Genomic DNA, 15,117 nt, shown 5'->3' with positions numbered 1-15,117 from the left:
TCTCCAAAATCATATTATTTAGAATACAAAAAGTGTGCCTAGATGTCGAATTTTTTATTGTCTATTTTTAGGGGGCTTGACTACAGGCACTATTTACAGTACACCCAAAGGCTCCAGTGCCAACTTCTTAATCGCATACGCAACGCCGCTCTCATTATTCGTTCGTGTTTGGAAATCAGCTGCTGCTTTGATTTCTGGAATAGCATTACCCATTGCTACGCCACATCCTGCGTACTTGATCATCGATAAATCATTTCCATTATCACCGATAGCCATAACCTCCTCTTGTTTAATTCCAAGCTGTTCTGCTAATCTTTTAACAGCATTTCCTTTGCTTGCTTCTGGATGAACAAATTCAAGGAAATATGGGGAGCTTTGAACAATCGTGTACTTTTCATATAGGTTCTTTGGAAGTGCTTCTATTGTTTGATTTAAATTAGCCGGATTATCAATAAACATGATTTTTGGTATTGATAGATTTGTTGGGACTTCGCTCACTGGACGATAACCTAATGGAATTTTATTTATATAGGATTCTACTATCGTATATTCACTAATATCAGTGTTTGGCGTATAAAGGCCATTTATGTCAAAGAAATGCATTGGCGTATTTAGTTCGATACTAAGATCGTACAACTTCACTAAATCATCATGTCCTAGTGATAATTGAGCTACAACGTCGTTTGTGTGCGTATCTTGTACGAACGCACCATTATATGCAATGGCATAATCGCCATCTTCATCTAAATTGAGTGCTTCAATATAGTTTCGCATGCCGTCAATCGGGCGTCCAGAGCAAAGGACAATCTTAATGCCTTGTCTTTTTGCATCGTCTAATGTCATTTTTACATCTTCTAGTACCTCTTGGTTGTCATTTAACAGGGTTCCATCTATATCAATTGCAATTAATTTATACATATATATTCTCCATTCTTATCTGATAGATTCATTATACGACATCGGCGGTGATTTATCATTTAATAGTTAGAGATTGCTAGAGAAGTCTGTAAATATCAGGCAGTCTAAATGAATGTTGTGAGAGAAATTCGAGCGAGGCCCGAGCCGAATCGAGCGACGCCCGCACGAAATCGAGCCCAACGCCCACGCCAAACCAACCACGTCAATCACTACCCCCACCTCCCACTTCATGATAAAATAAACAGAAAGCGCTATCACGAAAGAAGGTGACCAAATTGTCTACCACTCCAAAGCGAGTTTTTTACACCATATCCATCATCATTTTCCTAACAAGCTTCACAGCCATGCTCTACTATGGCTACAAAACATTCTACATTAAAAACGAAGCGTCCATCCCAGATAACTACACCTATCACTTCGCACTCATAGCCGAAGAGACAGAGAATGATTATTGGCGTTTAATCGAGCAGGGGGCGAGGGAGGCTGCTGAAGAGAATAATATTTTCCTAGAATATGTGGCACCAAAACGGGCGGATAATGAGCAATTGCTCCGATTATTTGACCGGCTCATAGCTGCAAAGGTGGATGGAATTATTACGCAGGGGATTGAGGGCCAGCGCTTTGTTGATCTTGTCCATAAATCGATTGAACGAGGCATACCGGTGATTACGATTGACACCGATGTGAAAAGCAGTGAGCGGAATGCATATGTTGGAACAGATAACTACTATGCGGGGCAGCTTACAGGAAGGACGATCATTGAAAATACAACGGGGGAGCAGTATGTCGGTATCGTGACAGGAAGGTTGGACGCGATTAATCAACAACAGCGGATAGAAGGGTTAAAGGAGGAGATAGCGCCCCATCCTCGTATCCAAATCGTTGCGACGTTGGAATCGAATATTACCCGGATTGGTGCGACTAAGGCTACTTATGAACTTTTGAAGGAGCATCCGGAGATTAATGTACTTGTCGGAACAAGTTCCCTCGACGGGATTGGCATGGTGACGGGGCTCGAGGAAATTGCGCCAAATAAAGAGGTGTACATTACTGCCTTTGATGTACTGCCGAGGACGCTTGATCTGATTCGCAGTAATAAAATCGATGCGACAATTGCACAGTACCCAGTAGAAATGGGCAAAAAATCGGTCAAGGTAATGATTGAACTGCAGGAACAAGTGTTATTAGATAACGAATTTTTTACGGAGACGAGAATATTAGAGAAGAACGATGTACAACAGTCTAGTGGGGAAACAAGATGAGAACGATTCGTGGAAAACTAGTTGTCTATTTCTTTGTTTTTGTCTTTCTATTTCAAATTACGGCAATATCGATTTTTATTAGTTCGAATCAGTTAATGAAGGAGTATGAGGACAGCTTTGGTCGATTTTTATTATTAAATGCCATCTCGCAAAAATCCTCCGAGCTCTATGACCATACAATGAATATTGTGATGGACCGCAATCCAAGCAGCGAAAATGAATATTTTATCACAAAAAGAGTACTACAAGCGGAAAAGGACCGGTTAGCCAACTCTTTTACAAATGCAAATGATATTGAAATTAAAAATTATCTCAATATCATCGAAACGTTTATTTATGAAACAGAGCTGACAGTTGGCTTTGTGTTGAAGGATGACATTGAAAATTATACGTTACACCTTGAGGAGACAAGGATTGCTGCCACCTATATCCAGGAGTCTGCGCTGGAAATACTCGATATGGAATTAACCGATTACCAGTTGTTTTATCAGGAGTTGCAAAAGCGGAATGAAAGCTTTTTCCTGTTCATTATTTTTCTTTTCATTTCGACGATCCTATTAGCAATCTTTTTTGCGTTATGGTTTTCAAAAGGGATTACGAAGCCAATCTCCCAATTATCCCATGCGGCGCAGGAGGTTTCGCAAGGTGATTTACTTGGAGAGGAGATTGCAATTAAGTCGAATGATGAATTGAAATTGCTTGGTGACACCTTTAATAATATGCGGACAAATATTCATGAGCTGGTGAGTGAAATCAAGGACCAGTCGGAGCTTGACCAGCTGTTAAAGGAGATGGAATTGAAGCATTTGCAAAATCAAATTAACCCACATTTCCTTTTTAATACGTTGAACATTATCTCGAAAATGGCATATTTAGAGGATGCAAAGACGACATCTGGATTGATTAATTCGGTTGCAATGCTGCTGCGCCATAGCTTGGGACAAATCGATAAGCTTGTACCCCTAAGGGATGAGGTTTCGATTGTGAGGGATTATTTTCATATTCAAAAAGTGCGCTTTTCCGAGCGGATTCAATTTGAGCTGAAAATTGATCCATCCTGTTTGGATATCGAAATTCCCCGTTTAACCTTGCAGCCATTAGTGGAGAATGCCTTTATTCACGGAATCGAGGAAAAGGAAGAGGGCGGAACCATTACATTAGAAATCTATCAAACAGAACATCAGATTATCATTGAAGTGCAAGATGATGGTGTTGGCATGGCGAAGGAAAAGGTCGCAAGCATATTATCCCTATCTACAGAAGCGGAGGCACATGTCGGCCATTCAACCGGAATTGGTCTAACAAATGTCATCCGCCGGCTTCAGCTCCATTATCAAATGCAAAAGTTAGTGGAAATTGAATCTGCACATGAAGAAGGAACGACCATCCGCTTACGAATACCGAAAAAGAGGGACAATAATGCGAATCCTATTAGCTGAAGACGAATTTATTGAGCGAAAAGCAATGCGGAAATTTATCGAGGAAAACTTTCCTGCTATCGAAGTTGTTGGTGAAGCGGAAAATGGCAGGAAAGCAATTGAATTAGCTGCAGCCACTAGCCCAGACGTTATTTTCATGGATATCCGAATGCCAGGGATCAACGGACTAGAGGCAATTGAAAAAATTAACGCGGGAAATCCCGTAATCAAATTCATTCTAGTATCTGCATATGATTCCTTCGATTATGCAAAGGAAGCAATGCGCTTTGGCATCAAGGATTATATTTTAAAACCAGGGAAGAAGGAGGAAATCGTGAAGGCGATTTTACGGGTGCAAAAAGAGATTGAAGCAGAGAAAATCAGGCAGCTAGAAAGAATACAGACGCTTGAGCTAAGACAGGAACGATTAATTACGGAGCTAATGCATGCGCCACTTCAGGATTCGACAATAATCACGTTAAAAGCGTTGTTCCCTGAAATACAAAGCGCTTGCTTTTTCGTTGTGAAGCGTGCAGGGAAATCAGCAGTAGAAGAAGGACTGGAAAAAGAAGCAACCTACCGATTTATTGCTCGCCAAGTGGAGGACGTTGTCGTTGTTTGTTTGGTAGCATCGGAAGTGCTTCACCGTACGGATGTATTGCAGCTGGCAATAAGGTTGCAGCGGAAAATCGGGGATTCCGTCTACATTGGCATTGGTTCACCAGCAATCCTTCTCGAGGAACTACCGAAATCCTATGTGGAAGCATATGAGGCAAGCGTGCAGCTCGCGGCAGATGGAAAACGCAGAGTTGGATTTTTACCAGCGGAAAAAATTCAACAAATTGATGATGATGTGATCTCCCGAATGGAAGCAATCGTTGAAAAAGGACAGCAGGAGGAAGCAATCCAAATGTTTCAAAAATATCAGAGAAAGCTCAGCCCTGACAATAAAGAGGAGTTGTATATGCGATTAAAAAATGGGCTCGTAATCCGCAATATTGTACCGCCATCCATTGCCTTTTCCTCAATGCAAACGAATCAGGATTGGCATACTTTCTTACACTTATGCTGCAGCAAAATGAAGGAATTTTATCAGTCGAAATCGATTATCGAGCAGGCAAAAAAATTTATACATGCACACTTCCAAGAGGCGATTACATTAGAAAATGTTGCAGCTTCTGTGAATTTAAGCGCCAATTATTTTTCCAATATGTTTAAGCAAGCATTCGGGATGAACTTTATTGAGTATTTGACAATGATCCGGATGCAGAAGGCAAAAGGCTTGATTGAAGAAAATACCTACTCATTAAAGGAAATTAGCTTCATGGTCGGCTACAAGGATCCGAATTATTTTAGTCGTGTGTTTAAAAAGCATTATCGGGAATCACCGAAGCAGTTTCAACAGACAATCTTAAAAAAGTGAAGGAAAACGTAAAAAATTACAGGTAATGGTTCGGATAAATAGGCGTTAAGTCCTTTATAATTTAATATGAAAGCGGTATCAAACACAAAGGGGGAATACCTAGTGAAGAAGAAATTATTGGCACTTTTTACCTTCATGTTACTTGCACTATTAATCACTGCATGTAGCTCCGATTCGTCAGGGGATGCAGATGAGGCTACCGATGATGCAAGCAAGGATGATAGCGGTGGCGGTTCAACAGGGGAAGTGGAGATCTTCAGCTGGTGGACAGGTGCTGGGGAAGAGGATGGACTACTTGCATTGATTGATTTATTCGAGGAGAAAAATCCTGACATTACGATCGATAATGCAGCGGTATCTGGTGGAGCTGGGACGAATGCAAAAGCGGTTCTAGCGACAAGAATGCAGGGGAATGATCCTCCTTCAACGTTCCAGGTTCATGGTGGAGAAGAGCTGAATAAGAGCTGGGTTGCCGCGGATAAAATGGAACCATTGAATGATTTTTATGAAGAAAACGGTTGGATGGATAAATTCCCAGAGGAGTTAATTGATCTAGTAAGCAGCGACGGTAATATTTATTCGATACCAGTAAATATTCACCGTGGAAATGTTTTCTTCTATAATATGCAAGTATTTAAGGACAATGGAATCGACGTACCAACAACAATGGATGAATTCTTCGCAGTGGCAGATAAATTACAGGATGCAGGAGTTGTTCCAATCGCACTCGGAGATAAAGAGTCATGGACAGCGACGCAAATTTTCGAAAATGTGCTGTTAGGCTCATTAGGACCGGATGATTATAAGAAGTTGTTTGCAGGTGAAATTGGCTTTGATGATTCACGGGTAGTTGATGCAGCAGAGAAATTCGGAAAAATTCTCGATTATGTGAATGAAGATCATGCTTCCCGTAACTGGCAGGATTCCGCGCAGCTTGTAGCAAATGGCGAAGCGGCAATGTTGAATATGGGTGATTGGGCTAAAGGGTATTTTGCCAATGATTTAGGCTTGGAAACAAATGTTGACTTTGGTTACTTTGCATTCCCAGATACAGTGGGAGATTTCCAAATTATTACCGACACATTTGGCTTACCAAAAGGAATTGATAATCCAGATGATGTGAAGGAATTCTTGAAAGTACTTGCTTCTGTTGAGGGGCAGGATGCGTTTAACCCATTGAAAGGTTCGATCCCGGCAAGAATTGATGCAGATCCGGAAAAATATGATCAGTATGGGAAGGATACAATGGAAGACTTCAAGAATTCGAGATTAGTACCGAGCCTTGCACATGGTTCCGCAGCATCGGAAGGATTCTTGACGAAAACGAATCAAGCAGTCAATATTTTCGTAACGCAACGAGACGTCGATAATTTCATTCAAGCATTGGTAAGTGCAGCACCAGAAATGTAAGGCTAAGGTAAGCAGGCTGCCTAAATAACGGGCAGCCTCTTCATATTAGGAATCATCCTCAGATGGAGGGATTACGATGGCGAATGACGTACAGATAAAAACGAAGCGAAAAATATCCAAGGATCAGTGGACGGCAATTGCATTCCTGATTCCTTCGATTATATTAATTCTCGTGTTTGTCTATGGATTTATTGGCTGGACAGGATATGTTTCCTTAAGTAATTATAATTCTCTTATTCCAGATTTTTCTTTTGCAGGATTGAAAAACTACCTTTATCTCTTTCAAGATTTCCGTTTTCAGGCTGATTTACGAAACACACTATTTTTTACGATATTATTCATCGGTGCCGTCATTGTAATCGGCATGGGCTTAGCGATTCTAATCGATCAGAAGCTCAAAGGGGAAAGTATTTTCCGCAATATTTTCTTATTCCCAATGGCGTTATCATTCGTCGTGACAGGGGTAGTATGGCAATGGCTGCTGAATCCATCAACAGGCTTTAATCAGTTCTTAAGTGTCTTTGGTATTCAGCCAAAATGGTATACGGACACAAATATTCTTGCAGGCTTCGAGTGGGGGAGTATTGAATTCGGGTTGCCTGTTGCAATTATTTCCGTTGTTATCGCTGCAGTCTGGCAGATGACGGGGTTCTCGTTAGCGATGTATTTAGCAGGACTTCGGGGCATTCCCGATGAACTCAGGGAAGCAGCTCGAATGGATGGGGCGACAGAATTTCAGGTGTACTGGAAGGTCGTACTGCCGATGCTTGCACCAATTACGATGAGTGTCATTATTATTATGGCACATATTTCGCTCAAAATATTTGACCTGATTTATGCGATGACAGGCTCAGGGGCAAACTTTGTTACGGACGTCCCGGGTGTGTATATGTTCGAAACGACGTTTAGAGGAAACTATTATGCAAATGGTGCTGCCATTGCGATAATCATGTTGCTCCTTGTTGCAGTATTTATTGTTCCATATTTATGGAGCAGTCGAAAGGGTGATCAATAATGGCGTCATTTCCAGTTGGGAAGTTCATCAAATATGTTATCCTAATTCTATTTGCAGTCCTCTTCATCATGCCGATTTACGTCATTATTGTCACAAGTATCAAGCCGCTCGACGAGGTATCGTTGGAAAATATGTGGGCATTGCCGTCCACAATCGATTTTAGCTCCTATTCACAAGCATTCACAAAGCTTGCGCCAAATGTCCTAAATAGCATTTATTTGGTCGTTCCGGCAACGATATTATCGGCATTATTAGGCGCAATGAATGGCTATGTCCTGTCAAAATGGCGTTTCAGGGGTGCAAACACACTCTTTCTGTTTATTTTATTTGGCATGTTTATTCCATATCAAAGTATTTTAATCCCATTAATTCAATTTTTACGAACGATTGATATGTACAATACGATTCCAGGACTAATTCTCGTACATGTCGTCTATGGTTTGCCAATTACAACGTTGATGTTCCGCAACTTCTATGCAAATATTCCCGATGAAATGATTGAAGCGGCAAAAATCGATGGCGCCAATTTCCTCGGTATATTTAGGCACCTAATTGTTCCATTATCAATTACCGGATTTGTTGTCGTCGCGATCTGGCAGTTTACAAATATTTGGAATGAATTCTTATTTGCCGTGACAATTACGACGTCCGATAACCAGCCAATCATGGTAGCATTACAAAATCTATCGGGAAGTCAAATTGTCCAGTGGAATGTGCAGATGGCTGGAGCGATGATCGCAGCGTTACCAACGATGCTCGTGTATGTTTTCTTAGGGAAGTATTTCGTGCGAGGGTTGTTGGCAGGGTCTGTGAAGGGTTAGGTTTTATGAGTGGTGTGCTTCTTTTTGAAGGTAATCGTACAATCATCCCTAAATGTTTTGAGCAGTAGTAAATTTCAAAAAAAATCACCACCAGGGAAGCTTGTAAAGTTGACAAGCTTCCAGGCCCGCACGAAATCGAGCGACGCCTGCGCGAAATCGAGCAAGCGCGAGCAGAATCGAGCGACGCCTGCGTGAAATCGAGCGATGCCCGAGCAGAATCGAGCGATGCCCGGGCGAAATCGAGCGACCCCCACCCAAAGTCGAGCAGCGTCCCCTCCACAATACCTATTGACAAATAATTTGCAACACAATACGATTGATGTAATCGTTTACATTGAATGGTTGTGGAGAAAGGTAGGGGATGGATTGGCGAATATCTTGGAGGTTGCCAAAATGGCGGGGGTCTCGGTTGCAACAGTTTCAAGGGTAATAAATAATCGTAAGAATGTTTCGGAAAAGACGAGAAATAAAGTGGAACAAGCGATTCGGGAGTTACATTTCGAGCCGAATGTGCTTGCCCGGAATTTAAGAAATTCGGAAAGTAGATTGCTTCTTGTATTAATTCCTAGTATTTCTAACCCGTTTTACACGGAGATTATTAATGGCATTGAAGATACTGCGATTGAGCAGGGGTATAATATTTTACTTTGCGAAACGGATTCGAATCCGGAGAGAGAGGCGATATACTTTAATTTGATTCGAAATCGGTTGGCAGATGGAATTATCATTATGGATCCAACGATTAATCGTGAGAATTTAATTGAACTCGCTAGGATGCATCCAGTTGTGCAGTGTAGTGAATTTGATGAGGCTGGGAACATTTCCTACGTCACGATTGATAATGAGCTAGCGGCCTATCAAGCGGTGAAACACTTAATTAAGCTTGGGCAGAGAAAAATTGCCCTAATTAATTCGGATGAGAGATTTCTCTATGCCCGTGAACGCCGCCGGGGCTATGAAAAGGCGTTGATGGAAGCAGGGCTGCCGATTGAAACGAGCTGGATTTATCATACTGGAAAACTAGGGTTTGAATATGGACAACAAGCAATGCGATCACTTTTAAACGTTAAAAATCTGCCAACTGCAATTTTTGCAGTGTCTGATATTCTGGCAATTGGGGCGATGAAAGAGATTCTTTCTCGAGGATTGCGAATTCCTGATGATATCGCAATTATCGGCTTTGACAAAATTAGCTTCTCCAACATGACATTTCCAACTTTAACGACGGTGGCACAGCCAATGTACGCGATGGGCAGCATCTCGGCAAAGATGATTATCAATAAAATAAAAGGAAAAAAAGTAGAAAGTATCATTTTAGATCATGAATTAATCATTCGTAATTCCACGTAATGGAATTTCATATTAACATTAAACCGATAAAATAAAGAGGTGTTCCTTATTCGAAAGTTATTAGATCAAGTAGCAATCATCACTGGGGTTAGCCATCATAATGGCATTGGCGCTGCAATCTGCCGCAAGCTAGCATCAAATGGTACAAATATATTTTTTACCTATTGGCAGTCCGATGAAGAGTGGGCGGTCCAATTTCAAAAGGAATTATGCGCTTTCGGTGTCCAGTCTAGTTTTTTAGAGATTGATTTAGCGGAACCAGACGCAGCTATGAAAATATTAGATGCTACCGAGGCACAATTGGGGCTACCGACAATAGTCGTGAATAATGCCGCACATTCTCTAAGAGATGGCTATCGAAATCTAGATGCCAAAATACTAGATGATCATTATACAGTGAATATGAGAAGTTCATTTTTACTTAGCGTTGAATTTGCCCGAAGATTTCAGAATGCAGCTAAAACCTCTGGCAGAATTATTAATCTGACATCCGGCCAAGGCCAGGGGCCAATGATTGAGGAGCTGGCATATGTTGCCACGAAGGGCGCCATTTCTGCATTCACACTTTCATTATCAGCAGAGCTTGCACCGTTAGGGATTACGGTTAACGCGGTGAATCCAGGGCCAACGGATTCTGGATGGATGTCCGAATCGATTAAGCAAGAGCTATTACCAAAATTTTTGCTGGGACGGATTGGCGTTCCAGATGACGCAGCCCGGCTCGTTGCATTTCTAGCAAGTAGTGAGGCCGAATGGATTACTGGACAAGTGATAAATTCAGAAGGAGGTTTTCTGAGGAAGTAATGCATTTGAAGTATTCCACCGACATTATTCGACAAAGTTCGTGAATTGACAGTCACCTCCGCCGCACGAAATCGAGCGAAGCCCGCGCCAAGTCGAGCGACGCACACGCCAGAATCGAGCTTCGAAATTTTATTGACAACATCCATTTTTCCCGTATAATGAAAATTATGAATGTAATCGTTTTCATTAATGGATGATGAAAACGATTATAAATCAAAGGGGGCAATGAAATGAAGTTGTGGAGAAACGCATTGTTTAGTTTGTTTTTTATTGCTTTGGCACTGTTTTTAGTTGCATGTTCGAGTGATAGTCCATCGTCAACAGAAGAGGATAAGAAAGATGAACCGGATACAACCGCAGAAGAGCAAGATAATGCAACAGATGAAGGAGAAGATAAAGAACAGGTCACAATCGTATATGCGCGTGGAGTCGATACTACTCCAGGGACGGATATGGTGATTGAAGCATTTGAGAAAAAGTTTCCAAATATTAAAATAGAATCGCGTGAAATGCCGGCAGATACGGGGCAATCCCATGATCAATATGTAACTGCTTTCAGTTCGCAAAGTACGGAAATCGATGTGTTTAATGCAGATGTCATTTGGCCAGCGGAGTTTGCCCAAGCAAATTATGCATTAGAGCTCGACCGTCTAATTGAGCGTGATGGGATTGATATGGATACATATTTCCCTGGCACGGTAGCAGCTGCCAATTTTGATGGTAGACAATGGGCAATGCCACAATATACGGATGCAGGTGTATTTTATTATCGAACAGATATTGTGGAAACGCCACCGGCAACATGGGATGAATTAATTGAGCAGGCGAATGCCTTGAAGGGGCAAGAGGGCACAGAGTTTGGGTACATTATGCAGGCCGCGCAGTATGAGGGATTAATTACGAATGCGATTGAATTCATTGCTTCATACGGTGGACAAGTAATCGATGAGGATAACAATGTTGTCGTTGACAGTCCAGAGACAGTGAAGGCAATTGAAAAAATGGCGGAGGTAGTTGGATCTGACTTCGTACCAGGAAATATTCTTAATTTCCAAGAGATTGATACGGAAAATGCATTTGTAGAAGGAAAATCCGTATTTGCACGTAACTGGCCATACATGCAGTCATCATCTAATGATGAGGAAAAATCAAAGATTGTTGGCAATGTTGCAATCACAACACTTCCGGCAGGGGATGCAGGTAATGCTGCTGCATTAGGTGGCTGGATGACGATGATTAATCGCTATTCTGAGCATCCAGATGAAGCATGGGAATTCGTTAAATTTATTTCTGGTGAAGAGGGACAAAAGATTACTGCAGTAAGCGGTGGACGTGCACCAACATTGAAGGCACTTTATGATGATGCAGAAGTAAAAGAAGCGAGTGAGTTATTTGCAAATCCAGATTTTGCGGCTGTTTTAGAAAGTGCTGTATCACGACCGGTAACGCCAATTTATCCAGTTGTTTCTGATGTGATGCAAATCGAAATTTCGAAGGTGTTAACTGGTGACCAAACGGCACAGGAAGCAGCAACCAATATGCAAACAAAGATTGAAGCAGCAATGAATGAATAATCGGCTAAGCGATTGATTCTGAGAACAAGATGGGTGGGAACTCCCATCTTGTTTTTCCTTACATAAAGTAAAACTTTAATTCACGGGGGATTTTATCCCGAATTACCTTCTTCAATCCTTATAAAAGAGGGTTTTATTGCCCATTACATGCAGGATAAATATCATCTAAAATTTTCTACTACCGTAATCATACGAAAGGGGTGTTTCGATGAAAAAGAAGAAGCGAGGCTTTCAGTTGAGTGAAAAGCAGCTCGGATATGCGATGGTGCTGCCGTCCCTTATTCTCGTTTTTATTGTTGTCTTGTGGCCGGTAACCCAATCTTTTTGGAATAGCTTGTTTGATTATCGCTTGAATGACCCAGCTCGTTCGCAGTTAATGATGAGCGCAAACATCGACCTCGAACGCTATGTCGATAATCACTTCTATATTGATAGACAGCTCGATAATTTGGTGTCGACAGCAGAGAGTGAGGAAGCGAAGGAGACGATCTTGGAGATAAAGCATGGAGTCGAATCCTATCATGCAACATTGATTAGCGACGAAGAAATTAAAGGGAAGGTAGAAAAAGTCGATGAGCTGCTGATGAATTTTACACCTATTAAAGATTCGGAATTAAAGTATACGAAAGTGGATAATGACTTCGCAGCAGATTATCGCGGTGCACTCGAATCCTATCAGCAGAGCTTGACGGCAATCTCTGAATCTATTGATGATGAAGCAAGCAGTCAAAAATTCCTGCAATCCGCTGACTTACTCGGTGCAACAGGGAAAACGATTTTGAAATCGAACTTCATCGGATTTGCTAATTATGGGAAGTATTTCAAGGATCAGCGGATGTGGAAATCGATCGGCAATACGACTTTTTTCACCGTTATATCTGTCGCACTTGAACTAGTGCTTGGTTTGGCAATCGCGCTACTGATCAATCGTACATTCAGTGGCAGGGGAATTATCCGTGCGTCAGTACTTATTCCTTGGGCAATACCGACAGCAGTTGCCGCGATGATGTGGGGATTCTTATATGATGGCCAGTCTGGGATTGTCGGGCATTACTTAGAGGCGTGGAACATTATTCCGAATGCATCTTGGTTACTGTCAACATCGCAGGGCTCGATGTTTTCGATCATTTTTGCCGATGTTTGGAAAACAACGCCATATATGTCACTCTTACTGCTGGCTGGATTACAAACGATTCCGCAATCTTTATATGAGGCATCGGATGTCGATGGTGCGAATAAAATCCAACAGTTTTGGAGCATCACGCTGCCACTGCTTAAATCATCGATCTTGGTTGCTTTATTATTTAGAACATTAGACGCCTTCCGTGTGTTCGACCTTATCTATGTATTAACAGGCGGGGGACCGGCGAATGCGACAGAGTCCATCTCCGTGTACGCGTATAAAACCCTATTCGCACAGCAAAATTTTGGCGAAGGTTCGGTTCTATCCGTAATTGTATTCCTATGTGTTGCAATCATTAGTTTTATTTATGTGAAATTCATTGGTTCGGATTTATTCGCAGGTCGGACGAAATGAGGAGGGTTATGAAATGAACAAACGAGCGGGTATTGGTTTCTACCTATTTTTAATATTATTTGTCTTTTTAGTGATGTTTCCATTCATCTGGGTGTTCCTAACATCGATCAAGCCACCGAGTGAAATATTCTCGACCTTTAGATGGTTCACGACTAACCCATCGCTTGACTCATACGAGGCGGCATTAACGAATCGGCCACTACTCCGTTATATGTTAAATAGCTTCGTCGTTTCGGGAATAACGACAGTCCTTTCATTAGCATTTGCATCACTAACTGCATATGCTGTTACAAGATTGCCGATTCGAGGAAAAGGGCTCATTCTAGGAATCGTCCTAGCATCGTCCATGTTTCCGCAAATCGCAATTATCTCGCCAATGTTTAATTTAGTAACAGATCTTGGTCTGCGCAACAGCTATTTAGGACTGGTCATTCCATATATAACAATCAGTCTACCATTAGCAATTTGGATTTTATCGACATTCTTTCAAAAAATCCCATTTGAATTGGAAGAGTCAGCAAAGCTCGATGGGGCAACACCATTTCAAACGTTCCGAAAAATTATCTTTCCGCTTGCTGCACCAGGTGTATTCACAACTGGAATTCTAGTATTTATCGCAGCCTGGAATGAGTATTTATTCGCCCTGACGATTAATAGTGATGACATGTGGCGAACGGTCCCAGTTGGAATATCGATGTTCCAAAGTGAATTCTCGGTCCCATGGGGTGACATATCTGCAGCGACTGTCATTGTGACAATCCCGATTGTCTTGATTGTTCTGCTATTCCAGCGGAGGATTGTGTCTGGATTGACGTCTGGATCGGTGAAGGAATAGTGTGGGGAATTAAGGGGAAAAGATGAAGGCAGGTTGATGGTTAACCTGCCTTTTGGTATAGGATTTAATGAATATTTTTTCTGGACTGGCTTGTGCTCGGACGGAAGCATTCGTCAAAATTTGACAAAACTACTGGCTTAGCCATTTATCGAATCTCTTTTTCATTTCTTCCTGAGAAACAATATTTCCATTTTCAAGATCTTCTATTCCTTTTTCTATTTTAGAACGGACATATAAAGTATACTGTATATCTTCTATGGAACAATCATTTGGCAAGTGGTCAATCAGCTTCTTGATTTCATCTTTTAGCATAATTATCACCCTCAAATTTTTTCAATTTAATTATAACATTATACGGTTATATTATGTAAAAGTTAAACGTCATTTTAAAAAAGTAATTCGGGGAGAGACAGCCACTCTCTATTACGCCGAGCCGAATCGAGCGGCGCCCGTGCAGAAACGAGCGAGGCCCGACTGAAATCGAGCGGCGCCCGTGCGGAATCGAGCGAGGCCCGTCTGAAATCGAGCGGCGCCGGGTCCAAACCGAGCGATCCCCGGCTGAAATCGAGCGGCGCCCGATCCAAACCGAGCGAGGCCCGACTGAAATCGAGCGGCGCCCGGTCCAAATCGAGCGAGGCCCGCCTGAAACCGAGCGATCCCCGGCTGAAATCGAGCGAGCCCCGGCCCAAATCGAGCGAGTCCCAACCCAAATCGAGCGACACCCGCAGTAAACCGAGCACCCCCCAGCGC

Annotated in this window: 14 protein-coding genes; 11 read left to right on the top strand and 3 right to left on the bottom strand. The window is 42.0% G+C overall.

The window, feature by feature from the left end; genetic code table 11:
* Positions 1 to 93 precede the first annotated feature (93 nt).
* Complete coding sequence (gene yidA, locus CWR48_RS03585; RefSeq protein WP_115771657.1) at positions 94 to 918, bottom strand: sugar-phosphatase; 825 nt, start codon at positions 916 to 918, stop codon at positions 94 to 96.
* Positions 919 to 1,193: 275 nt separating this feature from the next.
* On the opposite strand from yidA, the gene CWR48_RS03580 reads away from it, so the two are divergent.
* From CWR48_RS03580 to CWR48_RS03530, 11 genes are all read left to right on the top strand, one after another.
* Positions 1,194 to 2,180 (top strand): sugar-binding protein, encoded by a 987-nt coding sequence (locus CWR48_RS03580; RefSeq protein ID WP_245976704.1) that lies wholly within the window; start codon positions 1,194 to 1,196, stop codon positions 2,178 to 2,180.
* Complete coding sequence (locus CWR48_RS03575; protein WP_115771656.1) at positions 2,177 to 3,619, top strand: sensor histidine kinase; 1,443 nt, start codon at positions 2,177 to 2,179, stop codon at positions 3,617 to 3,619. The genes CWR48_RS03580 and CWR48_RS03575 overlap by 4 nt, the downstream gene beginning before the upstream one ends.
* Positions 3,600 to 5,021 (top strand): response regulator, encoded by a 1,422-nt coding sequence (locus CWR48_RS03570; protein WP_170140685.1) that lies wholly within the window; start codon positions 3,600 to 3,602, stop codon positions 5,019 to 5,021. The genes CWR48_RS03575 and CWR48_RS03570 overlap by 20 nt, the downstream gene beginning before the upstream one ends.
* 102 nt (positions 5,022 to 5,123) lie before the next feature.
* A complete protein-coding gene (locus CWR48_RS03565; RefSeq protein WP_245976703.1) occupies positions 5,124 to 6,431 on the top strand; it encodes an ABC transporter substrate-binding protein in 1,308 nt (435 codons plus the stop codon).
* A 76-nt stretch (positions 6,432 to 6,507) separates the two neighbouring features.
* Positions 6,508 to 7,446, top strand: a complete 939-nt coding sequence (locus CWR48_RS03560; RefSeq protein ID WP_115771654.1) for a carbohydrate ABC transporter permease — start codon at positions 6,508 to 6,510, stop codon at positions 7,444 to 7,446.
* A gap of 68 nt (positions 7,447 to 7,514) precedes the next feature.
* Positions 7,515 to 8,267: a carbohydrate ABC transporter permease gene (locus tag CWR48_RS03555; RefSeq protein WP_425453869.1), complete on the top strand. Its 753-nt coding sequence runs from the start codon at positions 7,515 to 7,517 to the stop codon at positions 8,265 to 8,267.
* A 366-nt stretch (positions 8,268 to 8,633) separates the two neighbouring features.
* Positions 8,634 to 9,617, top strand: coding sequence for a LacI family DNA-binding transcriptional regulator (locus tag CWR48_RS03550; RefSeq protein WP_115771652.1), 984 nt, complete (start codon positions 8,634 to 8,636; stop codon positions 9,615 to 9,617).
* A gap of 48 nt (positions 9,618 to 9,665) precedes the next feature.
* Positions 9,666 to 10,421 carry an SDR family oxidoreductase gene (locus CWR48_RS03545; protein ID WP_115771678.1) on the top strand — a complete coding sequence of 252 codons (756 nt, stop codon included), beginning with the start codon at positions 9,666 to 9,668 and terminating at the stop codon, positions 10,419 to 10,421.
* Positions 10,422 to 10,651: 230 nt separating this feature from the next.
* Positions 10,652 to 11,995, top strand: coding sequence for an ABC transporter substrate-binding protein (locus CWR48_RS03540; RefSeq protein WP_115771651.1), 1,344 nt, complete (start codon positions 10,652 to 10,654; stop codon positions 11,993 to 11,995).
* A gap of 208 nt (positions 11,996 to 12,203) precedes the next feature.
* Complete coding sequence (locus tag CWR48_RS03535; protein ID WP_115771650.1) at positions 12,204 to 13,532, top strand: carbohydrate ABC transporter permease; 1,329 nt, start codon at positions 12,204 to 12,206, stop codon at positions 13,530 to 13,532.
* A gap of 13 nt (positions 13,533 to 13,545) precedes the next feature.
* The gene (locus tag CWR48_RS03530) at positions 13,546 to 14,367 is read left to right on the top strand and encodes a carbohydrate ABC transporter permease (protein ID WP_115771649.1); all 822 of its coding nucleotides are present in this window, start codon (positions 13,546 to 13,548) and stop codon (positions 14,365 to 14,367) included.
* 129 nt (positions 14,368 to 14,496) lie between these two features.
* On the opposite strand, the gene CWR48_RS03525 is transcribed toward CWR48_RS03530, so the two are convergent.
* Together CWR48_RS03525 and CWR48_RS03520 are read right to left on the bottom strand one after the other, a co-directional pair.
* Entirely contained in the window at positions 14,497 to 14,679 is a 183-nt protein-coding gene (locus CWR48_RS03525; protein ID WP_245976702.1) for a hypothetical protein, read from the bottom strand.
* 74 nt (positions 14,680 to 14,753) lie between these two features.
* A complete protein-coding gene (locus tag CWR48_RS03520; protein ID WP_147294859.1) occupies positions 14,754 to 15,107 on the bottom strand; it encodes a hypothetical protein in 354 nt (117 codons plus the stop codon).
* Positions 15,108 to 15,117: the final 10 nt, after the last annotated feature.

The sequence above is a fragment of the Oceanobacillus arenosus genome (assembly GCF_003369575.1).
Lineage (GTDB): Bacteria > Bacillota > Bacilli > Bacillales > Amphibacillaceae > Oceanobacillus > Oceanobacillus arenosus.
This window is presented reverse-complemented; position numbering and strand designations above follow the sequence as displayed.